Annotated in this window: 28 protein-coding genes; 19 read left to right on the forward strand and 9 right to left on the reverse strand. The window is 71.3% G+C overall.

Annotated elements, in window-relative coordinates; genetic code table 11:
• The first annotated feature begins 733 nt into the window (after positions 1–733).
• The 4 genes from ACFZBB_RS34215 (at position 734) to ACFZBB_RS34230 (ending at position 3,455) form a co-directional block, all read left to right on the forward strand.
• Complete coding sequence (locus ACFZBB_RS34215; RefSeq protein WP_391130963.1) at positions 734–937, forward strand: cold shock domain-containing protein; 204 nt, start codon at positions 734–736, stop codon at positions 935–937.
• A gap of 254 nt (positions 938–1,191) precedes the next feature.
• A complete protein-coding gene (locus ACFZBB_RS34220; RefSeq protein WP_391130966.1) occupies positions 1,192–2,718 on the forward strand; it encodes a DEAD/DEAH box helicase in 1,527 nt (508 codons plus the stop codon).
• 68 nt (positions 2,719–2,786) lie between these two features.
• Positions 2,787–3,095: an SCO5918 family protein gene (locus ACFZBB_RS34225; protein WP_391130969.1), complete on the forward strand. Its 309-nt coding sequence runs from the start codon at positions 2,787–2,789 to the stop codon at positions 3,093–3,095.
• A gap of 111 nt (positions 3,096–3,206) precedes the next feature.
• A complete protein-coding gene (locus tag ACFZBB_RS34230) occupies positions 3,207–3,455 on the forward strand; it encodes a cold shock domain-containing protein (RefSeq protein ID WP_391130973.1) in 249 nt (82 codons plus the stop codon).
• Between the two features lie 279 nt (positions 3,456–3,734).
• On the opposite strand, the gene ACFZBB_RS34235 is transcribed toward ACFZBB_RS34230, so the two are convergent.
• Entirely contained in the window at positions 3,735–4,616 is an 882-nt protein-coding gene (locus ACFZBB_RS34235) for a UbiA family prenyltransferase (RefSeq protein WP_391130976.1), read from the reverse strand.
• Positions 4,617–4,693: 77 nt separating this feature from the next.
• Here ACFZBB_RS34235 and ACFZBB_RS34240 point away from each other — a divergent pair, with 77 nt between their 5' ends.
• Genes ACFZBB_RS34240 through ACFZBB_RS34250 form a run of 3 tightly spaced genes read left to right on the forward strand, consistent with a single transcriptional unit; the run spans position 4,694 to position 7,324 of the window.
• Positions 4,694–5,758, forward strand: a complete 1,065-nt coding sequence (locus tag ACFZBB_RS34240; RefSeq protein WP_391130979.1) for a 3-oxoacyl-[acyl-carrier-protein] synthase III C-terminal domain-containing protein — start codon at positions 4,694–4,696, stop codon at positions 5,756–5,758.
• Between the two features lie 7 nt (positions 5,759–5,765).
• On the forward strand, positions 5,766–6,317 hold the full coding sequence (locus ACFZBB_RS34245) for an isoprenylcysteine carboxylmethyltransferase family protein (protein WP_391130982.1): 552 nt from the start codon (positions 5,766–5,768) through the stop codon (positions 6,315–6,317).
• Positions 6,314–7,324 carry an FAD-dependent oxidoreductase gene (locus ACFZBB_RS34250; protein ID WP_391130985.1) on the forward strand — a complete coding sequence of 337 codons (1,011 nt, stop codon included), beginning with the start codon at positions 6,314–6,316 and terminating at the stop codon, positions 7,322–7,324. Before ACFZBB_RS34245 ends, ACFZBB_RS34250 begins: the two co-directional genes overlap by 4 nt.
• 121 nt (positions 7,325–7,445) lie before the next feature.
• Here ACFZBB_RS34250 and ACFZBB_RS34255 read toward each other — a convergent pair whose 3' ends face one another.
• Positions 7,446–7,631, reverse strand: coding sequence for a hypothetical protein (locus ACFZBB_RS34255; RefSeq protein ID WP_391130988.1), 186 nt, complete (start codon positions 7,629–7,631; stop codon positions 7,446–7,448).
• A gap of 203 nt (positions 7,632–7,834) precedes the next feature.
• Here ACFZBB_RS34255 and ACFZBB_RS34260 point away from each other — a divergent pair, with 203 nt between their 5' ends.
• From ACFZBB_RS34260 to ACFZBB_RS34270, 3 genes are all read left to right on the forward strand, one after another.
• Positions 7,835–9,796, forward strand: a complete 1,962-nt coding sequence (locus ACFZBB_RS34260; RefSeq protein ID WP_391130991.1) for a hypothetical protein — start codon at positions 7,835–7,837, stop codon at positions 9,794–9,796.
• 90 nt (positions 9,797–9,886) lie between these two features.
• The gene (locus ACFZBB_RS34265; protein ID WP_391130994.1) at positions 9,887–10,228 is read left to right on the forward strand and encodes a hypothetical protein; all 342 of its coding nucleotides are present in this window, start codon (positions 9,887–9,889) and stop codon (positions 10,226–10,228) included.
• 445 nt (positions 10,229–10,673) lie between these two features.
• Positions 10,674–11,045, forward strand: coding sequence for a hypothetical protein (locus ACFZBB_RS34270; RefSeq protein ID WP_391130997.1), 372 nt, complete (start codon positions 10,674–10,676; stop codon positions 11,043–11,045).
• 195 nt (positions 11,046–11,240) lie between these two features.
• On the opposite strand, the gene ACFZBB_RS34275 is transcribed toward ACFZBB_RS34270, so the two are convergent.
• Positions 11,241–12,320 (reverse strand): GH25 family lysozyme, encoded by a 1,080-nt coding sequence (locus tag ACFZBB_RS34275; RefSeq protein ID WP_391131000.1) that lies wholly within the window; start codon positions 12,318–12,320, stop codon positions 11,241–11,243.
• Between the two features lie 146 nt (positions 12,321–12,466).
• Between ACFZBB_RS34275 and ACFZBB_RS34280 the strand changes: the two genes are divergently transcribed.
• Positions 12,467–12,760 carry a hypothetical protein gene (locus ACFZBB_RS34280; RefSeq protein ID WP_391131003.1) on the forward strand — a complete coding sequence of 98 codons (294 nt, stop codon included), beginning with the start codon at positions 12,467–12,469 and terminating at the stop codon, positions 12,758–12,760.
• Here ACFZBB_RS34280 and ACFZBB_RS34285 read toward each other — a convergent pair.
• Entirely contained in the window at positions 12,712–12,966 is a 255-nt protein-coding gene (locus ACFZBB_RS34285; RefSeq protein ID WP_391131006.1) for an SDR family oxidoreductase, read from the reverse strand. The two genes, ACFZBB_RS34280 and ACFZBB_RS34285, sit on opposite strands and share 49 nt — an antisense overlap.
• A 39-nt stretch (positions 12,967–13,005) precedes the next feature.
• Between ACFZBB_RS34285 and ACFZBB_RS34290 the strand changes: the two genes are divergently transcribed.
• Positions 13,006–13,554, forward strand: a complete 549-nt coding sequence (locus tag ACFZBB_RS34290) for a TetR family transcriptional regulator C-terminal domain-containing protein (RefSeq protein WP_391131008.1) — start codon at positions 13,006–13,008, stop codon at positions 13,552–13,554.
• Here ACFZBB_RS34290 and ACFZBB_RS34295 read toward each other — a convergent pair.
• Positions 13,504–13,869 carry an SDR family oxidoreductase gene (locus ACFZBB_RS34295; protein ID WP_391131011.1) on the reverse strand — a complete coding sequence of 122 codons (366 nt, stop codon included), beginning with the start codon at positions 13,867–13,869 and terminating at the stop codon, positions 13,504–13,506. The genes ACFZBB_RS34290 and ACFZBB_RS34295 overlap by 51 nt on opposite strands.
• On the reverse strand, positions 13,758–14,498 hold the full coding sequence (locus tag ACFZBB_RS34300; RefSeq protein WP_391131014.1) for a methyltransferase domain-containing protein: 741 nt from the start codon (positions 14,496–14,498) through the stop codon (positions 13,758–13,760). The genes ACFZBB_RS34295 and ACFZBB_RS34300 overlap by 112 nt, the downstream gene beginning before the upstream one ends.
• Before the next feature lie 131 nt (positions 14,499–14,629).
• Between ACFZBB_RS34300 and ACFZBB_RS34305 the strand changes: the two genes are divergently transcribed.
• From ACFZBB_RS34305 to ACFZBB_RS34325, 5 genes are all read left to right on the forward strand, one after another.
• Complete coding sequence (locus tag ACFZBB_RS34305; protein ID WP_391131017.1) at positions 14,630–15,760, forward strand: histidine kinase; 1,131 nt, start codon at positions 14,630–14,632, stop codon at positions 15,758–15,760.
• The gene (locus tag ACFZBB_RS34310; protein ID WP_391131020.1) at positions 15,757–16,407 is read left to right on the forward strand and encodes a response regulator; all 651 of its coding nucleotides are present in this window, start codon (positions 15,757–15,759) and stop codon (positions 16,405–16,407) included. Before ACFZBB_RS34305 ends, ACFZBB_RS34310 begins: the two co-directional genes overlap by 4 nt.
• Positions 16,408–16,660: 253 nt before the next feature.
• Positions 16,661–17,227, forward strand: coding sequence for a DJ-1/PfpI/YhbO family deglycase/protease (locus tag ACFZBB_RS34315; RefSeq protein ID WP_391131021.1), 567 nt, complete (start codon positions 16,661–16,663; stop codon positions 17,225–17,227).
• A 126-nt stretch (positions 17,228–17,353) separates the two neighbouring features.
• Positions 17,354–17,911, forward strand: a complete 558-nt coding sequence (gene dps, locus ACFZBB_RS34320; RefSeq protein WP_391131024.1) for a DNA starvation/stationary phase protection protein Dps — start codon at positions 17,354–17,356, stop codon at positions 17,909–17,911.
• 44 nt (positions 17,912–17,955) lie between these two features.
• The gene (locus ACFZBB_RS34325) at positions 17,956–18,234 is read left to right on the forward strand and encodes a DUF6479 family protein (RefSeq protein WP_391131028.1); all 279 of its coding nucleotides are present in this window, start codon (positions 17,956–17,958) and stop codon (positions 18,232–18,234) included.
• A gap of 124 nt (positions 18,235–18,358) precedes the next feature.
• Here the strand turns inward: ACFZBB_RS34325 and tal are convergent, their stop codons facing one another.
• Positions 18,359–19,978, reverse strand: coding sequence for a transaldolase (gene tal, locus ACFZBB_RS34330; protein ID WP_391131031.1), 1,620 nt, complete (start codon positions 19,976–19,978; stop codon positions 18,359–18,361).
• A gap of 364 nt (positions 19,979–20,342) precedes the next feature.
• On the reverse strand, positions 20,343–21,017 hold the full coding sequence (locus ACFZBB_RS34335; RefSeq protein WP_391131034.1) for an HSP18 transcriptional regulator: 675 nt from the start codon (positions 21,015–21,017) through the stop codon (positions 20,343–20,345).
• Positions 21,018–21,158: 141 nt separating this feature from the next.
• Here ACFZBB_RS34335 and ACFZBB_RS34340 point away from each other — a divergent pair, with 141 nt between their 5' ends.
• On the forward strand, positions 21,159–21,590 hold the full coding sequence (locus ACFZBB_RS34340) for an Hsp20 family protein (RefSeq protein WP_391131037.1): 432 nt from the start codon (positions 21,159–21,161) through the stop codon (positions 21,588–21,590).
• Between the two features lie 150 nt (positions 21,591–21,740).
• Positions 21,741–22,175, forward strand: coding sequence for a DUF2267 domain-containing protein (locus ACFZBB_RS34345; protein WP_391131039.1), 435 nt, complete (start codon positions 21,741–21,743; stop codon positions 22,173–22,175).
• On the opposite strand, the gene ACFZBB_RS34350 is transcribed toward ACFZBB_RS34345, so the two are convergent.
• Positions 22,130–23,374, reverse strand: coding sequence for a SpoIIE family protein phosphatase (locus tag ACFZBB_RS34350; protein ID WP_391131043.1), 1,245 nt, complete (start codon positions 23,372–23,374; stop codon positions 22,130–22,132). The genes ACFZBB_RS34345 and ACFZBB_RS34350 overlap by 46 nt on opposite strands.
• Positions 23,375–23,714: the final 340 nt, after the last annotated feature.

A 23,714-nucleotide genomic window follows, 5' to 3' on the forward strand; every position in this document is an offset into this window, starting at 1 on the left:
ACGCACCGGCCTGTGATGCCCCATGACCTGGCCGGTGTCGCGCTCGGGGCGTCCCGCCCGTCCTCCGGCGGGGATGGCGGTGTCGGAGCCGCTGAGCCCGCCCGGCACATGTGACGACGGGGCAGCCGGTACGACGACGGGATCCGCGAGCCGGAAGCCGACCTCGCCCACGACTGACCCATCCGCCGTCGCCACCGCACGCCGGAAGAGGACAGGCAGCCTCATACCTTCGTTGCGCAGGTGACGAGTTCGTGCATCATCGGGCGTGACCTCTGCCGGCGCGGTTCGTCGGACCCGGCAACGTGGCCGATTCTGCCGCCGCCGCATCAGATATCCGACGTCCCGGTTGCGTGGTGCCGTGCCGCGGGGCGATCTTCACCCGCGCCTGGACGGCGGTGACCTGTGGAGCGGGAGGCGCTGCTGCCGCTTTTGGGTAGGAGTGCACCTGGGCGGCATGGAATATGTGATGCGGCGAGCACAGAAATACCAGCGCCCTGACCGCAATCTTTTATGTCTTTGACGGGACGGAAATCAAACGTCAGGGCGTACACTCTGGCGGCATGCTAGGGTTTCCCCAGTTGCAGTTGTGGTTCCCAAAAACTTCAAGTGCCTTCGTCGCTGCAAGCGGTGGAAGCACTTTCGTATTTCCGGTGCATTCCGGATGGGGCAACCTCGCGGCGACGCGGAGTCCGCACAGTGCGGACTCCGGGCACTGCCCCGAAGGAGATATGACATGGCTACTGGCACCGTGAAGTGGTTCAACGCGGAAAAGGGTTTCGGCTTCATCGAGCAGGACGGCGGCGGCGCTGACGTGTTCGCCCACTACTCGAACATTTCCGCCTCCGGCTTCCGCGAGCTGCAGGAAGGCCAGAAGGTTTCGTTCGATGTCACGCAGGGCCAGAAGGGCCCGCAGGCGGAGAACATCGTTTCCGCCTGACGCTGACGCGTCCGAGTAGGCCGGGTCCCGCACCTTGGGGTGCGGGACCCGGCCTACTGCTTTCCCCCGCGGCCTCCGACACGCTGTGGCAGCCCATACGCCTTTCTGGCCGCCGCTGCCCGCACGACAGTTCTTGCTCAGCTCCGGTCGGCGCGCTGCGGACATTCACTTTCACCGGTTCGTTCTTGTGTTCCTTGTGCGGCTCGCTTGCCGCCGAGGATTCCTCGACGCACCGCATCGAGGAAAGGTTCTCCGTGAACCGCACTGCTCGCTCCAACGACCGTTACTCCCGCACCCGCTCCTCAGGCTCAGGTTCCGGCTCCGGCTCCGACCGCGGTGGCTACCGCCGGCAGGCCCCGAGCCGCTCCGGCGGCTACGGGAGTCGGCGGCCCTCGGCCCCGCAGGGCGAGTTCGCCTTGCCCGTCACCGTCACTCCCGCCCTGCCGCCGGTTGAGACCTTCGCCGAGCTCGACCTGCCCGCATCGCTGCTGGCGTCGCTGGCCACACAGGGAATGGCCGTACCGTTCCCGATCCAGGCCGCGACGCTGCCCAACTCCCTCGCGGGACGCGATGTCCTGGGCCGCGGCCGGACCGGCTCCGGCAAGACCCTCGCCTTCGGCCTGGCCCTGCTGGCCCGCACCGCCGGTCAGCGCGCGGAGTCCAAGCAGCCGCTGGCCCTGGTCCTGGTGCCGACGCGAGAGCTGGCCCAGCAGGTCACCGACGCCCTGACCCCGTATGCCCGCGCGCTGCGGCTGCGGATGGCCACGGTCGTCGGCGGGATGTCCATCGGCCGGCAGATCGGCGCGCTGCGGGAGGGGGCCGAGGTCGTCGTGGCAACCCCCGGACGGCTCAAGGACCTCATCGACCGTGGCGCGTGCCGGCTGAACCAGGTCGGCGTCACCGTGCTGGACGAAGCGGACCAGATGGCCGACATGGGCTTCATGCCGCAGGTCACCGCGCTGCTCGACCAGGTGCGCCCTGACGGTCAGCGGATGCTGTTCTCCGCCACCTTGGACCGCAACATCGACCTGCTGGTGCGCCGGTACCTCAACGACCCGGTGGTCCACTCCGTCGATCCGTCCGCGGGCGCGGTCACCACGATGGAACACCACGTCCTGCATGTGCAGAACACGGACAAGCACGCCACGACGACCGAGATCGCAGCGCGCGAGGGCCGGGTGCTGATGTTCCTGGACACCAAGCACGCCGTGGACAAACTCACCGAGCACCTGCTCCGCAACGGCGTACGGGCGGCAGCGCTGCACGGTGGGAAGTCCCAGCCGCAGCGGACCCGTACGCTCGCGCAGTTCAAGACCGGGCATGTGACGGTGCTGGTGGCCACCAACGTGGCGGCCCGCGGCATTCACGTCGACGACCTCGACCTGGTCGTCAACGTCGATCCGCCTGCCGACCACAAGGACTACCTGCACCGCGGCGGCCGTACCGCCCGTGCCGGGGAATCAGGCCGGGTCGTCACCCTGGTCCTGCCCAACCAGCGTCGTGAGATGACCCGGCTGATGGCCACCGCCGGCATCACCCCGCAGACCACTCAGATCAGGTCGGGGGAAGCGGAACTGAACCGGATCACCGGGGCCCGCACCCCTTCCGGCGTGCCCGTCACCATCACCGCGCCGGTCGCCGACCGCCCCAGGCGCAGCACGTCCGCCTCCTCCGCGCGCACGCGTCGCAGTCGCCCCGCCCAGGCCCGGCGCTCCACCCGCCCGGCCCTGGCACCGGCGGGAACCTCACAACGCCGGCCGGCCCTCAGCCCGGCGGCCTGAACTCCTCCCGGACCGCGCTCTCCTGGCGAACAGACTCCCGCTTGCCCCCCTCATATCTGCGAGGTCCCATGCGCTGCATCATCGCCCACTTCCCCTTCGACCTGACCAAAAGCGGCGTACAGGCGTCGATGAAGGGCATCAAACCCGAAGCGATCACGGGTGAGTACGTGATCATCGGCCGACGCCACTACCCCGTCAAGCAGGTGGGAGAGGTGGTCACCCGACAGGACCGCCGCGACTTCAGCGCCGCCGAGATGACCCGCGCCCTTCTCAGCCTCGGCTACACCTGCCGCGACACCGCCACGCACGCCCCCGACGCCGCTCTCAGCCCGCTCAGGACAGCGCGGTCACCACTCGGTATTCCCGTGTCAGCCTGATCCACGGGGAGAACGCGCTCTTGCGGCACCGGAGTGCGGATAAAAAATTGCCACAGATATGCGAATTTCGCGCATCTGTTGCTGCACGCCGAGCGTGCAGGAAGGCACGAAATGGCTACAGGCACGGTGAAGTGGTTCAGTTTCGCCAGAGGATTTGGCTTCATCGAGCAGTCGGGCGGCGGTGACGACGTCTTCGCGCACTACTCGAACCTCGTCGACGACACTCTTCCTGGGCTTACCGAAGGCCAGAAGGTTCATTTCGACATCACACAGAACCCCCGAGGTCTGTACGCGCAGAACATCGCCTGCGACGCCGAGGCTCGTCACCCCCTGGGTGACGGGCCGTGCGCAGGGCAGTGACGGTTCGAGGACACGCCGCGAGGGTCTACGAGGCGGGCCGGTCCACCGCCGGCACCGGCACGGGTCTTTGCCCGGCTTTCGGGTGTGCGCCCGGCCGATGGGCGTGCCGCAAGTTCAGTGCGCGGGGTCGCCGCCGATGCTTTGTGTGTCCTGCCGGAGCGAGACCGGGCCTCATGGCCGTCCACGCACGTGAGCTGTGCCCGACGCGCTGGGACGCTTCGGCTCTGCTCGCGGCAGCCGACGCGACGTCGCCGTGGTGGCGCCGGCTCGCCGGGCGCGTCAGGTGAGGCTGCTGCCACGCAGCAGAAGCAGGGTGACGTCGACGGCGGCCAGGGCGAGGGTGGTCAGGAAGGGCAGACGGCTGCGGGAGCGGGTGCCGAGGGGGAGGGCGGTGGCCAGCGCCAAGGTCCCGGTGACGGCGAGCCCCGCCCACCCGGCGGTGTCCGGCGTGCCGGGCGGCCCGAGGACGAGCACGACGGAGGCCGCCAGCAGGGCGAGGGCCGCCACCGAGCGGGAGGCTTGCCGACCGAGGAGCTGGGGCAGGCCGCGGATGCCCGCGGCGAGGTCGGTTTCGATGTCGGGCAGGACGTTGGTGAAGTGGGCGCCCGCGCCGAGCAGGGCGCCGGCCGCTGTGAGCCAGAGCGGGGGCCAGGGGTGGCCGGGCAGGCCGAGCGCGACGAAGGCGGGGAGCAGACCGAACGCCAAGGCGTAGGGCAGCCACGAGAGGATTGTCGCTTTGACGCCGAGGTTGTAGGACCAGGCGGCGGCCACCCCGACCAGGTGGGCTGTTCCGGCGAGGAGTCCGCTGGCCAGGGAGAGCGGGACGCACAGCGCCAGGGCGCAGACGGCGGCGGCCCCCACGGTACGGGCCTGTACCGTGCCGGTCACCAGCGGTTTGTCGCCACGCTCCGCGGCCACGTCGCGTCGCAGGTCGATGCGGTCGTTGCTCCAGCCGACGCTGAGCTGCCCGGCGAGAACGGCCAGGGCCACGAGCAGGCACCCGTGCGCGTCGCGCCCCGATGCCGCGGCCAGAGCGGTGACCAGGGCGGTGACGGCGCCGGCGGGTGCGGGATGGGCGGCCAGCAGCAGCCCGAGCGCGGTCGCGGCGGCGGGCGCCTGGGGCGGTGTGCCGGGGATTTCGCTGACCGTCTTGCTGAGCACGTCATGATGCTACGTCCCGGACATGCCATTGATGACCGGTTTCTAATGATTCGTCAGCGTTTCCCTATGATGGCGCTATGACACGAATCGTCGCTGTTCATGGGGTGCTCCCCGAGCACCGCTACGAGCAGAGCGACATCACCGAGGCCCTCGCCGGGATGTGCCTGCCGGCGGGCGGCGACCGGAGCGTGCTGGAGCGTCTGCACGCGACTTCCAGCGTCCAGGGCCGCCATCTGGCGCTGCCACTGGAGAGATACGCCTCCCTGAGCGGCTTCGGCGCGGCCAACGACGCGTTCATCGAAGCCGCGCTCCTGCTCGGGGAGCAAGCCGTGCGCGGGGCGCTGGACGAGGCGGGGCTACGGCCGGAGGACATCGACCTTGTGGTGTCCACTTCGGTCACGGGCATCGCCGTGCCCTCGATCGAGGCCCGCCTGGCCGGGCTCCTGGGGCTGCGGCCGGACGTGAAGCGGGTCCCCAGTTTCGGGCTCGGCTGCGTCGGCGGCGCTGCGGGGATCGCACGCCTCCACGACTACCTCGAAGGCCACCCCGACCAGGTCGCCCTGCTGCTCTCGGTCGAACTCTGCTCGCTGACCCTGCAGCGGTCGGACGTCTCTCCGCAGAATCTGGTGGCGGGCGCACTCTTCGGGGACGGCGCCGCCGCGGTGCTGGCCGTGGGCCGCGACCGCGTGCACGCCGCACCGCGCCCCGCACCGACGGTGGTCGCGACCCGTAGCCGCCTCTACCCCGGCACGGAGCGGACGCTGGGCTGGGATGTCTGCGACAGCGGCTTCCGCATCGTGCTGGCCGCCGACCTGCCGGACCTGGTCCGCACTCACCTCGGAGAAGAGGTCCGCGCGTTCCTCGCCGCCCACGACCTGAAGACCGAGGACGTGACGGCCTGGGTCTGCCACCCCGGCGGCCCCAGAGTCCTCGACGCCGTACGCGAGGCACTGGCGCTCCCGGCCCGCGCGCTGGAACTGACCTGGCGTTCGCTGGCCGAGGTCGGCAACCTCTCCTCGGCCTCCGTCCTGCACGTGCTGCGCGACACGCTGGAGCTGCGACCGCCCCTGCCCGGTACTCCGGGCCTGTTGGCGGCGATGGGGCCGGGGTTCAGCACCGAACTCGTCCTCCTGCGCTGGTAGCCGCCGCATGTCCGCGCTGAACGCGTACACCGCTCTCGTGTTCCTGATCGCCCTCGAACGCCTCGCCGAACTGGTGACCGCGCGCCGTCACGCCGCATGGAGTGCCCGCCACGGCGCCGTGGAGCACGGACGCGGCCACTATCCGGTGATGGTCGGTCTGCACACCGCACTGCTCGCAGGGTGCCTGCTGGAGACGGGTCTGGGCCACCGCCCCTTCGTGCCCCCCCTCGGCTGGCCCATGCTCGCCCTGGCCGTCGCGGCTCAGGCCCTGCGCTGGTGGTGCATCACCACCCTCGGTCCGCGCTGGAACACCCGGGTCATCGTGGTCCCCGGACTGCCCCTGGTCACCGGCGGCCCCTACCGGTGGCTGCGGCACCCCAACTACGTCGCCGTGATCGTCGAGGGAGCCGCCCTCCCGCTGGTGCACTCCAACTGGATCACCGCCACCTGCTTCACCCTCCTCAATCTGCCCTTGCTCGCCACCCGCGTGCGCTGCGAGGACGCGGCCCTTGCCTCGGCCCCACCGCCCGCCGATATGCCCGTCTCGGCCGCCCCGTGATCGACCTGCTGGTCGTCGGCGGGGGCCCCGCCGGACTCGCCACCGCCATCCACGCCGCCCGGGCCGGCCTCGATGTCGCGGTCGCCGAACCGCGCCCGGGCCCTATCGACAAAGCCTGCGGCGAGGGACTCATGCCCGGCGCCGTACACGCTCTGGCCGACCTGGGCGTCACGATCTCCGGGCACCCGATCCAGGGCATCCGCTACCTCGACCGGCGCCACCGAGCCGAGGCGCTGTTCCGAGGAAGTCCGGGCCGGGGGCTGCGGCGTACCGAACTGCACGCCGCCCTGACCCGCCGCGCCACGGAACTCGGCGTACGGGTCCTCCCGCTCCGGGCGGGCGCGGTCCGGCAGGACCGCCTCGGAGTCTCCGCCGCCGGGATCACCGCCCGCTACCTGGCCGCCGCGGACGGCCTGCACTCGCCGATCAGGCGTCAGCTTGCCCTGGACCGGCCCGACCCGAGGCCGCCCAGGTACGGGCTGCGCCGCCACTTCACGGTGACGCCCTGGACGGACTGCGTCGAGGTGCACTGGTCGCCGCACGCCGAGGCATACGTCACCCCGCTCGCCACCGACCTGGTCGGCGTCGCGATCCTGACCGGCGAGCGCGGCTCGTTCGAGGACCACCTCGCACACTTCCCCGCCCTCGCGAGCCGTCTGTCCCGGGCCGCCACCACCGTCCGGGGAGCCGGACCCCTGCGGCAGCGCGTACACCGCCGTACGGCCGGACGGGTGCTGCTGGTCGGAGACGCGGCCGGCTACATCGACGCGGTGACCGGTGAGGGCGTGTCCCTGGCCCTGGCCTGCGCCGCCGAACTGGTGCGCTGCGTCCGCGCCGACCGTCCGCAGGCGTACGAGCAGGCGTGGCTCCGGGTCTCGCGACGCCACCGCGTGCTCACCGAGGCCCTGGTGTGGGCCCGGCACCGGCCGCGCCTGGCGTCCGGCATCGTCCCTGCGGCGGCCCGGCTCCCCGGCCTCTTCACCGTCCTCGTCAATCAGCTCACCTGACCATCCGCACACCGCCGGCCCGATCCCCGGCCCGCCGGTGCGGTCGGCGGCACGACCGCTCGATACCTTTCCGCCCGTGAGCGGAAAGGTACCGAGCGGTCGTGGATCGTGGACGGCACGCTCACACCAGTCCGTAACCGAAGGCTCGAAGAACCATCGGTTCTCGGCGAATGCGCAGGTCACCATTGATGCCGACACCGCCGGACACCGACGAGTCCGCGCCCGCGTCGAGCGCGCCCTCGCCCGCGGGAAGACCGACAAGTCCCTCCGGGGCTGTCGGCACCGTGCCACCGACTTCGGCGATCACGTGGGGGCCGTACAAGGTTGCCAGCACCCGGCATCGTGGTCCGTAGCTCCGTCCTGCCATCATGACCACGGCGCGGGAGCGGCGGCGTCGTGGTCCGCATGAGGCATCCGTGCCATGCGCCATCCACCGGCGCTGCGCCCCCTCGTTCCGATGTGCGCGAGCATGCCGGGCGCAAGACGCGCTCGCCTGAGACAGGAGCCGTAATGGCACTGAAGATACGCACACCGAAGACTGCCGCCGTGGCGCTCGCCGCCGCCGTGGCCGCGGTCTCGTTGGGCACCGCCCTTCCCTCGGCCGCCGCCGGGTACACCGCGTCGGCGGGACCGTGGAGCGCGGCCGTCGCTCTGACCGGAGCGGACGGCCAGCAGACTCTCATCGATGTCCAGGTGGCCGGTGACGGCGCCGCGTTCGCGCTGTGGCGGGACAAGGCCGCCGGGGCCACCGGTTGGGACTTCCGGACCGCCGTGCGGCCTGCCGGAACCGCGACGTGGAGTGCGCCGCACACCCTGGCGACCGGGCGTGCCGAGAATTCCGCGGCTGTCCTTGCCGTGAGCGCCGACGGACGGGCCGTGGTGTCCTGGCTGGACGGCAGTGGTGCGGACGGTTCGCTGGTCGCCCTGGCCGCGGGCTGGAACCCGGCCGCGGCAGCCTGGTCCGCCCCGGCCGCCCTCGCCGCCTGGGACGGCCTGGACATGTCCACGCCTCGCCTGGCCGCGGCGGCCGACGGCACCTTCACCGCCGTATGGGACCAGGGCGACGGGTACCGTAACTACGATGTGAGAACCGCCGCCCTCGCCCCCGGCGACCAGGCGTGGTCCGCACCCCAGACGCTGGCTTCCACCACGACCGGATCCATCTGGAGCATCGACCTCGCGGTGGCCCCCGGCGGCGCCGCCACCGCCGTCTGGGATGAACTCAACCGTTTCACCGGCGAGCACACGGTCTCCACCGCCACCCGCACCTCGGCCCGGTCCAGTTGGAGCAGTGCCTCCGTGCTGCCCGGCACCGACGCCGCGTCAAGCGACGTACAGGTGGCGATGGACGCCAAGAACGCCTCCACCGTACTGTGGCGCAACGGCGCCGACGACCTCGAATCCGCCACCCGCACCGCTCCTTCGGGTAGCTGGAGCGCAGCTCAGACCGCCGTTTCCGCCATCAACTACAGCGACGGAAGCGAACCGTTGGCGGCGCCCAACGGTGACATCACCTACGTGTGGACGGGCTGGAGCCCCACCGCCGGTGTCCCCGTTGTGCAGACCGTGACCCGCACCGCGAGCACCGGGACCTGGTCCGCGCCGAAGACGCTGTCCACCGGCTACGTCAACTGGCGGGTGGACGCCTCCATCGGCGCTGACGGAACCGTGCAGGTCGTGTGGCCGCAGGTGCCGAGCATCGACAACGGCAACGACAACTACCTCGAGTGGGCGGTGCGCGCCGACGGCGCCTGGAGCCAGGCCACCGCTCTGAACAGCACACCCGTCGTGGCCGTCCCCAACACCGACGCCCTCGCAGGCGAGGTGGCTGCCGGACCGGACGGCCGGGCCACGGTGCTGTGGCGCAAGGCCGAGTACGCCGGCAGCGGCGGCTACACCTCCCAGGTGTGGTCCGAGTCGCAAACCCTGTTGATGATCAAGCCACAGATCACCACCAACGCCGCGGTGAGCGGAACGGCCCGAACCGGCTCCACCCTCACCTGCTCCGCCGCCTGGAACGGCACCAACGCCAAGGCCACCTTGTCCTGGCTGCGCGACGGCGCGGTCATCTCCGGTGCCACCGCCAAGACCCGCGTCCTCACCTCTGCCGACTACGCCCACAAGGTGTCCTGCCGGGTCACGGTCAGCAACAGCGCGGGCTCCGTCGCTTCCACCTCACCTGCGCGGAAGGTCGAGGTCGGCCCCGCGCTGAAGACCACCACCACGCCGTCGATCTCCGGCTCCGTCAAGGTCGGTCACAAGCTGACGGCTGCCCGAGGCACCTGGTCGCCGTCCGCCACTTCCTACACGTACCAGTGGAAGCGCCACGGCAAGACCATCAAGGGTGCGACCAAGTCCACCTACGCCCTGGTGAAGGCCGACCGCGGCCAGAAGATCACGGTCACGATCACGGCCCACCGCAATGGCTGGACCAACGGCGCGGCCACTACCAAGCCCGTCACCGTGCGCTGACCCGACGCGGGCCGCCACCACCGGCCCGCGTCCGCCGGTCCGGAGCCCGGTCGACTCAGAGGGTGGTGATGGCCAGCCTTCAACTCGCCTGTGAAAAGCCGCCCTTACGAGTTGGTGCGCGCGGGGCTGCTCGCCCAGGCGTTTGGCGCGGCCACCGTGCTCGTGGCCGACGCGGTGACGTTCCTGGTATCCGCCATCTGCCTGAACCGCATCAGCGTGTTCGAGCCGGACCGTGCTCTGGATGACGAACGCGCCTCCCTCCGACGACAGATCAGCGAAGGTCTCCGCTTCGTGGACCAGGACCGGCACCTGCGGCCGATGGTCGCCTGGGGCGCCATGACCAGCATGGCGCTGATGGGTTACCAAGGGGTCCAGGTCGTCTTCCTGATCCGCACCGTCAAGCTGAACCCCGCCATGTCGGGCTGCTGCTGACGAGCGGCAGTACCGGCGGCATCGTAGGCGCGCTGGTGGCCACCAGGATCAGCCGACGGTTCGGCACCGCGCGCGGACTACTTCTCCTGCAGATCGCCACCGCGCCGTTCGCACTGCTCCTGCCCATGGCCACCGCGGGTCCGGGGCTGCTGCTGTTCGCGACGGGAGCCTTCCTCGTCGGAATCGGCGCTGGGCGGCATGACCGCCAGCGACCCTTCCCGGAAGTCCGGGCCCCCGCCGGGAAGAGACGCTGAGGTACGTGCATGGGGGACTCCGCTCACTGGCAGCGGCGTTGCCTCGCCGAGGACGGGATCGCGCGGATGCCGTATTACGGTGCCCGTAGGTTCCACGAAGGAGCCCGTGTCGTGAGCGATCGCCGCGGTGAGACGTTCTTGCGGCGGGCGGATGGAAGCGACGTAGCCGGCGCGGCGGAGATGGGGAGCGGATGACTCTGAAGGCGGGCCAGCGGGTGGTGCTGGCAGCGGACACCAGACTGAGCGATTCGGCGGAGGTGGCGGGGGTCGTGATCGGGTTCCTGTCTTTGGCCGCGGGCACAGGCGGGGCCGTCGAGCGGGTGGTCGCCCACCGGGATGAGAGCGACGAGGTGCGCGAGTACGAGCGCCTCAAGTCGCTGCTCGACGCCTTCGGAGGCGAGATGCCCACGGAGAGCAGGAGGCAGCTCGAAGAGAAGGTCTGCTCTCTGGAACCCGCGTGGACCGCCTTCCAGGAACAGGCGCCTCGCGTGAGCGTGCGGGTCCGCTTCGACAACGGGTTCATCCTCGACGGGGCCCACGAGGATCTCTTCGTCCCCGCCTGATGCGTCACCGATCCGGGCCATGCGCAGACCGTGCACGGGCGGGATTCGGAGGACGGGTTCCGCGACCGGCCCTGACGTTCTTCGCTGACGCGTGGTCGGACATCACCGTTCCCCGGCCGACGTCCCGGCCGCCCCAGTGGCGCTGGCCGGTACGTCGGGTCTTGAGGGGTTCGGGGGAGCCCCCCCCGCGAGGGGTCAGTCCCAGGCGTTCTGGTTGAGGAAGCGGGCGACGCCGCGCCAGGAGTTGGGGCCCATCACGCCGTCGATCGGGCCGGTGTAGCCCCACTGCGCGGCGAGCCGCTGCCAGGCGGCGTAGGTGTTGACGCCGGGCACCCCGTCGACGGGACCGGCGTAACCGAAGTGCGCCTTCAGGTACCGCTGGAGGGCCGCGTAGGTGTTGACGCCGGGCACGCCGTCGACCGGGCCGGTGTAACCCGAGGTGAGGGAAAGCCACTTCTGCGCGCGGCTCCAGAACACCGGTCCCGGGATGCCGTCCTGCTCCGTCGTGGTCTTCGGCAGACCTCCGCCTCCGCCGCCTCCTCCTCCACCCCCGCTGCCCGGAGCGACCAGATCGAACGCCGAGCCGCGAGCGAGATTGTGGTCCACGTTCCCGATGCCGCCGATGGAGCCCACGGAGGTGTACTGGTGGACCGCCCAGTCCGGGTACGCGCCCCCCAGTTCCGGTTCGCCTTGCCGCGTACCGTTGTTGGAGCCGTACGCGGCCACCCACAGCTTGGCCCCGGTGGCGATCGTCTGGCCCCAACTGCCGCCGCGCAGATTCGCGGCGCCGATGTAGAACCAGGGCACGCACGTACCGACCCTGGCCTGCACCTGCCGGAACCAGGCGGCGACCTGGCCGTCGTTCCACAGCCCGGTGGAGTCATCCAGCACTTCGTCGTCCAGGGCCAGTACGTCGCCCTGCCGGTAGTCGTGCAGGTGGTCGACGAAGTAGTTCGCCGCGTCCGTCGGCGCCTGGAAGTCGCCGGACAGCCAGTAGTGGCCGACCCGCAGTCCGGCCGCTCGCGCGCTGTCCACTTGAGCCGTGTAGTACGGGCTGACGTACGGTCCCTCGCTGAGCTGGCTGCCGCCGGTTTTGGCGATGGCGAACTGTTGGCCCTGGTTGCGGGCGAGCGCGAGGTCGATGCCGCCTTGGGTGGTCGCGACGTCGATTCCGTAGAGGTCGGCCGCGGCGGTCGCGCTTCGTGCGCCCAGTCCCAGACCTGCCGGGGCGAGCGTGCCTACGGCGAGGGCGCGTATCAGCGTTCTCCTGCGCATGTTTCCTCCGTGACGGTGGGGACGAGAGGGGCTGTCGAACTTTCGGTCCCTACCCACGATTGGGCCCGCGCAGTTCCTCGCGCCCCTGCGAAGCCGGGGCTCGGGCAGAGTTCTGGATTTCCGAACTAGCTTGGGAGCGAGGCGAGTTGGCGATTCATACGGTCACGGGGGAGGGCTGGGCGGAGCGGGCCGTGGAGCCCTCGGCGGCGGCCCGTGCGGCCACCGCCCCGGCCGGGCCGGTCAGCCCGTACGCCGCGACGCTCGCGCGCGGCAGCCAACGCGCTTTCGTCGGCGGCTCGTTGTGCCCGCGCTCCGCCGACGCGCCGGGCCCCGCCGCCAAGGAGACCGTCGACGCGCGTCACCGCCGCACGTCGGCGGCCGTGCTTTCGCGCTACGCGCCGTATCCACCGTCGATCCTGAGCACCGCGCCGGTGACGTAGGACGCCTGGGGGCTGGCGAGAAAGACGACGCCTGCGGCGATCTCCTCCGGCCTGCCGTACCGCCCCATCGCCGTTGTCGCGAGGAACGCGGGGGCGGCCGGACTGTCGGCGGGGTTCATCTCGGTGTCGACGAAACCGGACTGGATGACGTTGACCGTGACGCCCCGGTGGGCCAGGCGCTGCACAGCTACACCGACGACAGCCATGGCGAACTCCGGAAAGCCCTCGCCGAGGCTCCCCGGGCCGTGGACGCACTGCGCATGCTCCTCGAAGCACCGATCAACGCCCCCGCCGGTCCGGGGCGCGGCTGCCTGATGGCCAACAGCGCCTGCGAACTCGGTAACGCCGATCCGGAAGTCCTCGCCCACGCCCACCGCACGTACGAGACGTCCACCGCGCTGATCGGTGACTGCGTCGCCCGCGCCCAACGCGAGGGCGACCTGCCGGCCGGAGCGGACCCGATCGCACTGGCGCGGGCCCTCCTGGCCGCGCAACAAGGAATCGTGTTCATGGGCCGGACCGGGCTGGACACGGCCACACTCACCGCCACGGCACGAGCCCTCGCGGCTCAACTCCCGCCGGACCGCTCCGGCGACCAGGCTCAACTCCTGCCGGACCGCTCCGGCGACCAGAGCGTCTCTTCGCCCGGCTGTTCGGCCGGCCGTACGCGGCTCCCGCGGCAAGTGGCGACATCGGGGGCAGCGGCCTGTGCTGTTCGGGCACAGGCCGGCGTGGTCGATCCGTCAGGCGTTCATACCTCCGTCGACGGTGAGGACCAAGCCGGTCACGTATGAAGAGGCCGGGCTTGCCAGGAAGGCCACGAGGGCCGCCACCTCGTCGGTCGTGCCGTAGCGCCCAAGCGGCACAAGGCCGCGGATGTAATCGGCGTCGCCGCCGTTGTCGGGGCGGGCTCGGGTCGCTTCCGCGGGCAGAACGGGCGTCGGCGGTCGCGGGATATGAAGCGACGATCCGACGCCGCGCCAACTGGGCCGTCTGGTCAGGGAGTTGGCCGAGCCGTCGCGGCCGGGACGGGCGACGCCGCGGCCGGGGCGGACACGTCGGCCGGTCGGCGCAGCCGCCAGACCCTCGCCGGGGGCAGGTTGCCCCACACGGTCCGGCAGCCGGTGGCGTACTGGTCCTGGTATCCCGCGAGAACCTCTTCGACGGCACGGTGGCGGCGGGCTTCGCGGCGGGTGGCGGTCAGGGCGCGGGCGTAGCGGGTGCCGCGGTAGGCGAAGTACGTGAGCGTGCCGCCGGGCCGGAGGAGTTCGATGTACCGGTCCATGATCGTCGTGACGTGCGCCGGGGTGAAGTTGGTGAACGGCAGGCCGGAGACGATCACGTCGTAGCGCCGGTCGGTGTCGAGCTGTTCGACGAAGGCATGATGGACGCGAATCCGTTCGCTCCCGTCCGCCGGAAGCGGATGGGTGCTGACGAGGCGTCGCAGTTGGGAGGCGAAGCGGGAGTTGGCCTCGACGATGTCCAGGCTGCTGCCCGGGGAGAGGCGGGGGAGGAGCGTGCGGGTGACGGAGCCGGTGCCCGCGCCCGCCTCCAGGACGTTCAGGGGCCGCGCTCCGTATTCGCCCGCGGGATCAGTGAGCAGACGGGCCAGAGCCTTGCTGCTGGGAGCGATGGCGCCGGTGGTGCGCAGATCGCGGGCCGCTTCGAGCAGGAACATCCAGCTCTCCGCTTTGCGCCGCGCGGGGGCACGGTGGTGTGAGGTGGTCCAGTCGTCCATGTCCTCGACGCTAGAGACGCCTTCAGCCGCGCATATCCTCCCTTGTGCGGCCGTCCTCCCCTACCAAAGGCGGAGGTCGGCGTAGCCGAACGTCGGACGACAGGCATCCGGGCGCGTGCCACGCTCTGCGGGTGAACGGGGAACAGGGGCAGGGATGGGCGGTCTACGGCCGCTACGGCTTGGTGGCGTTGCTGGCTCTGGCGGCTTTCCGGAACGAGGCGTTGAGCGCCGAAGGCCGGTACGCGCCTGTCGGCGGTGCGGCGGCGGTGGTGTGCGGGCTGGCGCTGCTGCGCCGGACGCCCTGGTGGCTCGCTCCGGTGGTGACCACAGCGGCGGCGGGGGTGTGGGGGTGGCCGCTGCTTCCGCTGCTCCTGCTCGCCCTGTTCGACCTCGCCGCGCACCGGCACGTCGTGGCGGCTGTGACCTGTTCGGCTGTGGCGCTCCCGGTGAGCGCCGTGCTCCACCCGGCGGTTTCCCTGTGGCGCCCGCAGCAGTACGGCTCCACGGTGCTGGCGGTGGTGGGAGGGCTGTGGATGGGCAGTCGGCGACGCCTGGTGCGGGCGCTGAACACACAGGTGGAGCATCTGCGGACCGAGCGGGAACTGCGCGAGCAGGCCGTACGCATGGCCGAGCGTTCCGCCATCGCCGCCGAGATGCACGACGTACTCGCCCACCAGCTCAGCCTGATCGCCCTGCACACCGGCGTGCTCGCTGCCAGGAAGGACGTCCTGCCCGCCGCACTCGTCCACCGCCTCACCCTGTTGCGCACCGCCTCCACCCATGCCCTGACCGACCTGCGAGACGTGCTGGGCGCCTTGCGCACCACCGACGTCCACCACGGTGCCGAGCGGCCTGCGCCGGTCCTGCGTGATGTCGAGGAGATGATCGGGCAGGCGCGGACGGCCGGGCAGCACATCGACACCGTCATCGAGGGCAGGCCGGAACAGGCCCCGTCAGCCCACAGGCTGGCGGTCTTCCGCCTGGTCCAGGAAGCCCTGACCAACGCCCGCAAACACGCTGCCGACGCCCCCGTCCGGGTCCGTATCGACTACGGGCCGCCCGCCACCGTCGTCGAGGTCACCAACACTCCCGGCGGGCGCGGCGATGCGACGGCGCCCTCGGGGTTCGGCCTTGTCGGGCTGCGCGAGAGGGTCGAAGCACTCGGCGGACACCTGAATGCCGGGCCCGGCGGCAGCGGGTCCTGGCGGCTGGCCGCCCGGATCCCGCACCGCGCCGCCGCGCCGAACGGTCCCCGCGCATGATCCGCGTCATGGTCGTCGACGACGACGCCCTCGTCCGCCTCGGACTGACCGACCTCCTCGACGGCGACGCCGCCATCGAGGTCGTCGCCCAGGCCGCTGACGGGCTCCACGCCATCGAGCAGGCCACCGCCCACCGCATCGACATCGCCCTGGTCGACATCCGCATGCCCCGCATGGACGGCATCATCGCCACCAAGCGGTTGCGCGCCTTGCCCCACCCGCCCAAGGTCATCTCGCTGACCACCTTCGACCTCGACGAATACGTCTACAACGCGCTGGCCGCGGGTGCCGACGGCTTCCTGCTCAAGGACACCGACCCCGCCGAGATCCTGCGCGCCGTCCACCTCGTCGCCGCCGGCTCCGCCTTGCTCCATCCCGCCGCCGCTCGCCGTCTCATCGACTGCTACCACCGCACCAACCGCCCTCGGGCCGCCCAAGCCCGGACGCGGATCGACCCTCTGACCCCGCGGGAGAAGGACGTGCTGGCCCTGCTCGCCGAGGGGGCCACCAACGCCGACATCGCGAACGCGCTCGGCATGCGGGAGAGCACCGTCAAATCCCACGTCAGCCGCATCCTGACCACCTTGCGCGTCACCAACCGGGTGCAGGCCGCACTCCTGGCCCGCGACGCCGGCCTCGCGCCGTGAGCCGTGAGGTCCAGCGCGGCCGTCCGGGGGAGGGGCCGCCGGGCCTCGCGCACCGGGCGTCGTACTCCCTCGGCCCTCGGCCGCGTGCCCGCGAGGGGAGTCCCGGACGACTTCCGACCCCCCGGATCGCCGCAATATCGCGCCATTCGGGCAAATCGGTGAGCATTTCGAGGCATTAAAGCTGTTGAAGGGGTAGCCGCACATCGAGCCCGGGGGGCCACCAGCCCAAGAAGCGCGTAAGGAAGGAACCGCCATGGCGGTCAGCAATCTGAAGGACCGGAGCGTTCTGGCGATCGTGACGAACTACGGCGTCGAGCAGGATGAACTCGTCGTCCCCGTGGAACACCTGCGGGCGGCGGGCGCCAGAGTCGACGTGGCGGCCGTGTCCGACGAGCCGATCCGGACGCTCGTCGGCGACAAGGACCCCGGCAGAACCGTGCAGCCGACGCTGACCCTGGAAAAGGCGGACGTCACGGCATACGACCTGCTGCTCGTACCCGGCGGCACGCTGAACGCCGACAGCCTCCGGCAGGACGAAACGGCCGTGCGGGCCGTACGGGCCTTCGCGTCGGCCAAGCGCCCCGTCGCGGCGATCTGCCACGGCCCGTGGCTCGCGGTCGAGGCCGATCTCGTCCGCGGAAAGACGCTCACCTCCTACGCGTCCCTGCGCACCGACATCCGCAACGCCGGCGGCGCGTGGGTGGACAAGCCCGTGGTGAGCGACACCGCCGACGGCTGGACGCTGATCACCTCGCGCACGCCCGACGACTTGGACGACTTCCTCCGCGAGGTCGAGGCAGCTCTCGTCCCGACGTCCTGAGCCCGTCAATCCCTGGCGCGACCCACCCCGCCGACCGCGCGGGGACCACTCACCATGCCCGGCTCATGCCTGACAAGTGCCCGAGCCGAATCCACGGCCTTGTCGACCGACGAAAGCGAGAGAGCCATGCCCACGCGCAAGCTTCCGAAGTACACCGTCCCCGGCCTGACCAAGAAGCAGGGCGGCGAGCTCATCGGGATCCTCCAGATGCGGCTGCACGCCCTCAACGACCTCCATCTGACGCTGAAGCACGTGCACTGGAACGTCGTCGGGCCGCACTTCATCGCCGTCCACGAGATGCTCGACCCGCAGGTGGAGCAGGTCCGCGCGATGGCCGATGACGTCGCCGAGCGCATCGCCGCGCTCGGTGGTGTCGCTCTGGGCACTCCGGGCGCCCTGGTCAGTGAGCGGACCTGGAACGACTACAGCATCGGCCGCCAGGACGCCATCGCCCACCTCGGCGCCCTCAACCTGGTCTACAACGGTGTCGTCGAGGACGTCCGCAAGGCGATCGAGGCGGCCGGCGAGATCGACCCGGCCACCGAGGACCTGCTGATCGGACAGCTCCGCGACCTGGAGCAGTTCCAGTGGTTCGTCCGGGCGCATCTGGAGACCACCGGCGGCACCCTCGTCACCGACGGCGCCGCCACCGAGAAGGGCGCGGCCGGCAAGGCCAAGGGCTGACCACTCCTCACCGCCGGACAGCCCCAGAGCAGGAGACAACCCTCATGACATCCACCCACTTCCTGGCAAGCTCCGGGGCTTCCGGCAGCCTGCTCATCCTCCTGGCCGCGATCGTGGTGGCCGCGGTCCTCCTGGGCGGCTTCTGGTACGGCAGCCGCCGTATGCGCTCCCGCCGGACCGCCGCCCCGGCCGTACGTCCCGATCCCGCCGCACCGAACGGGCAGCCGGATCCCGCCGCCTCGGCCGGAGCGCAGCGCGGCCGGACGTGGCAGACCATCGATGACGACCCCGAGCAAGGCGCCCCTCACCGTCAGACGCGGTGACGGGCGGCCTTCCCGGCTCGTACCCGCGCCCGCCGTCGCAGCGTCGGAACGTAGGACGCCGAACCCCGCATCCGCCTCACGGCAGGTGCGGGGTTCGGCGTTGTCGGGAGTCACGGCACGGGGACTACGGGAGTACGCGGGCGGCCGCGGCGAGGCGCAACTCCTCGAGTACGGCGCTCTGGTGCTCGGCGCGCTCCAGCAAGGTGTCCAGGTGCTCGGGGTACAGCCGGGTGTCGGTCTCGGCCAGGGCGCGCAGGGTGCGCCAGCAGGCCGCCTTGCCCGCAACGCCCAGGCACATGGATTCCAGCTCCAGCAGGTCGCTGAGCGGGGATCGCGTGAAGAGGTGTCCGTTGGGCTTGAGGCGGCCGACCTTCTCCGCCACCCATCCGATGGCGACCTTCGAGCGGTCGGGGGACACGTCCAGATCGGTCATGATCTGGATCAGCGAGTCACGGTCCTGTTCGACCTGGCGGGCCAGCTCCGCCAGCTCCGGGCCGCCGTCCCGGTCCTTCTGGGTCTGTGCCGCCCGGCGGAAGAGTTCCAGTCCGCCGGTCGCCCCGGACAGGTGGTCGTTGAGATAGATCGCCAGCAGACCGGCTCCGCCGGAGGCGGATGCGGCGGCGGTGGCACCGCGCATCTCGTTGTCCACGGAGGCGCCCAGTTGGGTCCAGCTGTCCTCGAACTTGGTCAGCCCTTCGCGCTCCAGGGTGTCGGTGACATCCGCGAAGTCGACGCCGACCCGCGCCAGCGCCTCGAAGTGGGCGGTCGCCGCGGTGTACTCCTCGCCGGTCGGCGGGTGGGCCGGGAGGGCGCCGTGGTCGGCGAACGCTTCAAGGGTCGTGCCGGGCATGGTGTTGACGGTGCCCGCGATGACGAGTTCGCGGATGTACATGGTGTCGGGGTAGTCCGGGTTCTTGACCCCGGTGGACGCCCACAGGGGGCGCTGCGGGCGGGCTCCGGCGGCGGCGAGCGCCTGCCAGCGCGGTGCGGCGGTCATCTCCTCGTAGGCCCGGTACGCCAGCCGGGCGTTGGCGACGGCGGCGGCGCCCCTGAGCTCGCGGGCCTCGGGGGTGCCGAGCGCGTCGAGCCGGGCGTCCACCTCGGTGTCCACGCGCGAGACGAAGAACGAGGCGACCGAGTCGATGGCCGCCAGATCGCGACCCGCCTCACGGGCCTGTTCGAGGCCGCTCTGGTAGGCGTCCATCACCGCGCGGTAGCGGTCGAGGGAGAAGATCAGCGTGACGTTGACGCTGATGCCCTGGGCGACGGCGGCGGTGATCGCGGCAAGGCCCTCGCGGGTGGCCGGGATCTTCACCAGGAGATTCGGCCGATCCACGGCCTCCCACAGCGTGCGTGCCTGCTCGATCGTGGCGTCGGTGTCCCGCGCCAGCCGGGGGTCCACCTCGATCGAGACCCGCCCGTCTGTACCCCCGGTGCGCTCGTGCACCGGGGCGAAGAGGTCGCAGCCGGTACGGACGTCATCGGTGGTCAGGGCGAAGACGGCCTCGTCCACGCTCGCGCCCTCGGCGCCCAGGCGCCGCAACTGCTCGCTGTAGCGGTCCCCCTTGGACAGCGCGGAGGCGAAGATCGTGGGATTCGTCGTGACCCCCACCACGTGCCGGTCCGCGATCAGCCGCTTCAGCTCACCACCGGCGAGCAGCTCGCGGGACAGGTCGTCCAGCCAGACCGAGACTCCGGCCGCGGACAGTTCGGCGAGCGGATCGGATGCGACGGGAACAGACATTGCGGGACCTCCATAGGGGCGCTGCGCCGAACGACGCGCGGTGTACGCGGTGCGCGTACCGGCCCGACGTCCGGGGACGCGGGGTTCGTACGTGTACGAGGGGCAGGGAAAGCGCCGGGCGTCCGGAGCGCTCAGCGGACCAGCGGGTGCCGTGCCGGGGGGCCGGTCGGCTGGACCCCGACGGATTCCTCGGCCTACGGCATGACTGGGCACCTCAGAAGGAACCGGCCCCCCGTTCTGCGGCTGCCCAGCCAGCGAATTCAAAACCTCGAACGCCGCCGGGTCCGCGCCTGCCCGGTCGGATCACGTCCGGCGGCCGGCCGAGCCGGACCGCGGCGGGCGAGACCACCTGACGGAGGTGTGACTACGGGGTGTGCGGCGGTCGCCCTGGGGGGTTGCGGAGCTGGTGGGTGTGTTCGGTGACGGTGTGGACGCGGTCGGCGAGGTCGGGGTGGCCCGCTTGGAGGTGGGCGTGAGTGGCGGTGAGCGGGGTGATGAGCGCGGCGGCGTCATCGGCGGCCAGGGCGGTGTCGAGCTGGCCGAGGGCGGTGTCGGCGGTGGTCGGCAGGTCGGTGAGCTGGGTGATCTGGCCGGCGAGTCTGCGCAGGTCGGCGGCGTTGGTGCGGGCCCAGGCGTCGACGGTTCTGTCGGCGGCGCGGCGGTTGCGGGTGGCGTTGACCCTTTCCTCGCCGGTGGAGCCGGCCGGGCCGGGGCGCAGGCGCAGGTAGCGGCGCTCGGCGGCCTGGCGGCTGGAGACGCCGAGGGGCGCGGCGAGGTCGGCCCAGCTGGCACCGGCCGCGCGCGCGGTCTCGATCAGGCCGGTTTCCCAGCCGGCGAGTTGTTCGCGGATCTCGCGCAGGAGCAGGAGCGAGGCGAGTACGTGTCGGGGGTCGGCCGCAGGGGCCGAAGGCTGGTCGGGTGCCGGGCCGCAGGCGTCGCGGACGGCCGCGTCGATGGTTTCCAGCGCCGCCGCGGCGGCGGGGAAGGTGGCCGCGGCGAGCGGTGGCGACGGTGTCGGGGCGGGCTGGTCGGCTGTCACGGGGCCTCCTCCGGGCTGTCACCCAGGGGTGTCACCCTCAGGGTGACATCAATGTTTGTCATCGGATGGATGACATGCTACAACGGAGAGCAGGTGAACGACACCGGCGCCAAGCGCCCGACTTCCTGGAGGTGTTCCGCGATGCTGATGCGTACCGACCCTTTCCGTGAACTGGACCGACTCACCGAGCAGCTCCTGCGCTCCGGCACCTGGTCGAGGCCCGCCGCGATGCCGATGGACGCCTACCGCGACGGCGAGCAGTACGTGGTGTCCTTCGACATCCCCGGGGTCTCGCCGGACGCGATCGACATCGACGTCGAGCGCAACATGCTGACGGTGAAGGCCGAGCGCAGGCCCGCCCCGCACGACGAGGGCGTGCAGATGGATCTGTCCGAGCGGCCGCTGGGGGTCTTCTCCCGCCAGATCGTGCTGGCCGACTCCCTGGACACCGAGCAGATCCAGGCCGACTACGACGCCGGGGTGCTGACACTGCGCATCCCGATCGCCGAGCGTGCCAAGCCCCGCAAGATCGCCGTCGGCGCGGGTGACAACCGCCGGCAGATCGCCGGCTGAGCCCCCGCCGCCCGCGGTACCTCGGGCGAAGGACGCGAACCCGTCGGCGCCGTCCTTCGCCGCCGACCGACATCTCCTCCACCCACCCGGCGGCCGGCCCCGCTCACCGGGCCCGGCCGCCGCCCGAAACGGAAGGCCACCGCCGCAGCCATGCACGCCCAGTCCGAACAGCGCCGGACCGCGTCGGCGCTCACCTACGACCAGATGCTGGAAACCGTCCGTTACGACGGCGCCTACCCCACCCGCGAACGCGCCGAGCAGGCCGTCCACGCCGTACTCGCGGCCCTGGGAGGCCAGCTCGGCGACGACCTGCGCACCGCACTCGCCGCCCATCTGCCCCGTCGGGCCGCTGACATCCTCGCCGCCCAGGCGCCCACCGCGCAGCCCCGCACCGGCTGGAGCTTCGTCCAGGACATCGCGGCCCGCACCGGCGTCACCCCCGCCGTCGCCCGCTGGGACACCGGCGCCGTCCTGAGTACCGTCGCCGCCCTCCTGCCCGGCGACCTGCTCACCCGCACCATCAGCGAACTCCCCGCCGGCTACGCCCTGCTGTTCGGCCGCGCCGAACTCGCCCGAGCCGCCTGAACCCCCGTCGCGCCGTCCGGGCCGTGCCATTCGCAGAACAGGACGGTGGCGTCGTCTTCGAGGCGTCCGTGGTGGTAGTCCATGACGTTGCGCATCAGGCGGCGCAGGGTTTCGTCGACGGGAAGGTTGTCCGCGTGCTGGCGGGTGATGAAGTCGGTGAAACGCTCCACACCGAATTCCCGGCCGTCGCTGTCGCGGGCCTCGGTGATGCCGTCGGTGAACAGCAGCAGCCGGTCCCCGGGCTCCAACTGCTCGGTGCGCTGCTCGACCGGCAGGTTGAATCCGCTGCCCATCGGCCCGGCCGGAGGGCAGTACAGGGTGCTGGACCACCGGCCACCGCGGATCAGTACCGGCAGCAGGTGGCCCCGGTTGACCCAGCTGAACTTGCCGGTGTCCAGTTCCAGGTCCGCGAGGACGCCGGTGGCGTAGCGGGTGTGTCCGAACTGCCCGATCAGAGTGTCTTCGATGGCTCGGCTGGCGTCGGGAATGGTGGCGCCGGCGCGGCGGTGGCTGCGGCAGGTGGACATCGCCAGAGCGGCGGTCAGTCCGGCGGAGGTGTCGTGGCCCATGGCGTCGAAGATCGCCAGGTGCAGGGTGTCGTCCGCCAGCGCGTATTCGAAGGCGTCCCCGGCCACCTCGTAGGCCGGTTCCATGAAGGCGCTGACCGTGGCCCGCTGGTCGGAGAAGGTCCGTGGCGGCATCAGCGCCCATTGCAGTTCGGCGGGCACGCCCATCGGCCGGGTGCGGGTCAGCCGGGCGTGGGAGTCGCTGTTGGCCCGCTTGGAGACCAGCAGCAGTCCGGCCATCGACGCCAGCGCCAGCGCCACCTCACCGTCGGGCCTGTCCGTGTCGTCGGGGCCGGGCTCGACGTGCAGGACGCCCAGACGTTCCGTGCCGTCCCGCACCGGCATCCAGCACGCCCCGCCGGACGCCGGGGCGGTGACCTGTGTGATCTGGTAGGCGCGACCGGGCAAGGTGCCCTCGATCCGGTGCTCCTCGCCGCCTTCGCCGGCGTTCAGGCCGGTCCCGGTCACCTCGCGCAGTACCTCCTCCTGGAGATCCGCCACGAAGAGCCGGGCCCCGCCCGCACCGGCCTGCTTGGCCGCGGTGTCCAGCAGACGCGGCAACCGCTCGAACGGCGCCGTATGGCTGGCCTCCAGCAACCCGGCCAGTGCCCGCGCCAAGCCGTTCGCGGTCATGCCCACCGCTTCGGACCGGAACGCACCGTGCCGGCATCAGACTCTTCCGCCATGACTCAATCCCCTAAAAACGCGGGACCACGAGGTCCCGCACATCGACCAGCACATGCCACCGGGGACCACAGGGCACACGCCCGAAGGAACGACACCAGCGCGACCGCCCCACCCGGCCACTCCACGGCGGCCAGGACGACGGTCCCCACAACCCTCCCACCCAGGTCCGCCCCCAACAAGCGGCTCTCGCCGGGAACGGCGACGACACGGCTCGGGTCTCCGCCGGGAGCACGCAGAATGCCGGGTAATGGCACGTCGGAGCCGTTCAGGTAGCGAGTCGTTCAGG

Origin of the sequence: Streptomyces sp. NPDC008139 (assembly GCF_042957025.1) — a bacterium.
In the GTDB taxonomy this organism is placed as follows: domain Bacteria; phylum Actinomycetota; class Actinomycetes; order Streptomycetales; family Streptomycetaceae; genus Actinacidiphila.

Bases quoted from the DNA above. Each gene is read 5' to 3' on its own strand.
- dps (WP_391131024.1), top strand. From the start codon at position 17,354: ATGCCCACGCGCAAGCTTCCGAAGTACACCGTCCCCGGCCTGACCAAG.
- tal (WP_391131031.1), bottom strand. From the start codon at position 19,978: ATGTCTGTTCCCGTCGCATCCGATCCGCTCGCCGAACTGTCCGCGGCC.
- ACFZBB_RS34325 (WP_391131028.1), top strand. From the start codon at position 17,956: ATGACATCCACCCACTTCCTGGCAAGCTCCGGGGCTTCCGGCAGCCTG.
- ACFZBB_RS34215 (WP_391130963.1), top strand. From the start codon at position 734: ATGGCTACTGGCACCGTGAAGTGGTTCAACGCGGAAAAGGGTTTCGGC.
- ACFZBB_RS34310 (WP_391131020.1), top strand. From the start codon at position 15,757: ATGATCCGCGTCATGGTCGTCGACGACGACGCCCTCGTCCGCCTCGGA.
- ACFZBB_RS34315 (WP_391131021.1), top strand. From the start codon at position 16,661: ATGGCGGTCAGCAATCTGAAGGACCGGAGCGTTCTGGCGATCGTGACG.
- ACFZBB_RS34345 (WP_391131039.1), top strand. From the start codon at position 21,741: ATGCACGCCCAGTCCGAACAGCGCCGGACCGCGTCGGCGCTCACCTAC.
- ACFZBB_RS34260 (WP_391130991.1), top strand. From the start codon at position 7,835: ATGGCACTGAAGATACGCACACCGAAGACTGCCGCCGTGGCGCTCGCC.
- ACFZBB_RS34245 (WP_391130982.1), top strand. From the start codon at position 5,766: ATGTCCGCGCTGAACGCGTACACCGCTCTCGTGTTCCTGATCGCCCTC.
- ACFZBB_RS34225 (WP_391130969.1), top strand. From the start codon at position 2,787: ATGCGCTGCATCATCGCCCACTTCCCCTTCGACCTGACCAAAAGCGGC.
- ACFZBB_RS34350 (WP_391131043.1), bottom strand. From the start codon at position 23,374: ATGACCGCGAACGGCTTGGCGCGGGCACTGGCCGGGTTGCTGGAGGCC.
- ACFZBB_RS34340 (WP_391131037.1), top strand. From the start codon at position 21,159: ATGCTGATGCGTACCGACCCTTTCCGTGAACTGGACCGACTCACCGAG.
- ACFZBB_RS34275 (WP_391131000.1), bottom strand. From the start codon at position 12,320: ATGCGCAGGAGAACGCTGATACGCGCCCTCGCCGTAGGCACGCTCGCC.
- ACFZBB_RS34300 (WP_391131014.1), bottom strand. From the start codon at position 14,498: ATGGACGACTGGACCACCTCACACCACCGTGCCCCCGCGCGGCGCAAA.
- ACFZBB_RS34270 (WP_391130997.1), top strand. From the start codon at position 10,674: ATGACTCTGAAGGCGGGCCAGCGGGTGGTGCTGGCAGCGGACACCAGA.
- ACFZBB_RS34230 (WP_391130973.1), top strand. From the start codon at position 3,207: ATGGCTACAGGCACGGTGAAGTGGTTCAGTTTCGCCAGAGGATTTGGC.
- ACFZBB_RS34285 (WP_391131006.1), bottom strand. From the start codon at position 12,966: ATGGCTGTCGTCGGTGTAGCTGTGCAGCGCCTGGCCCACCGGGGCGTC.
- ACFZBB_RS34240 (WP_391130979.1), top strand. From the start codon at position 4,694: ATGACACGAATCGTCGCTGTTCATGGGGTGCTCCCCGAGCACCGCTAC.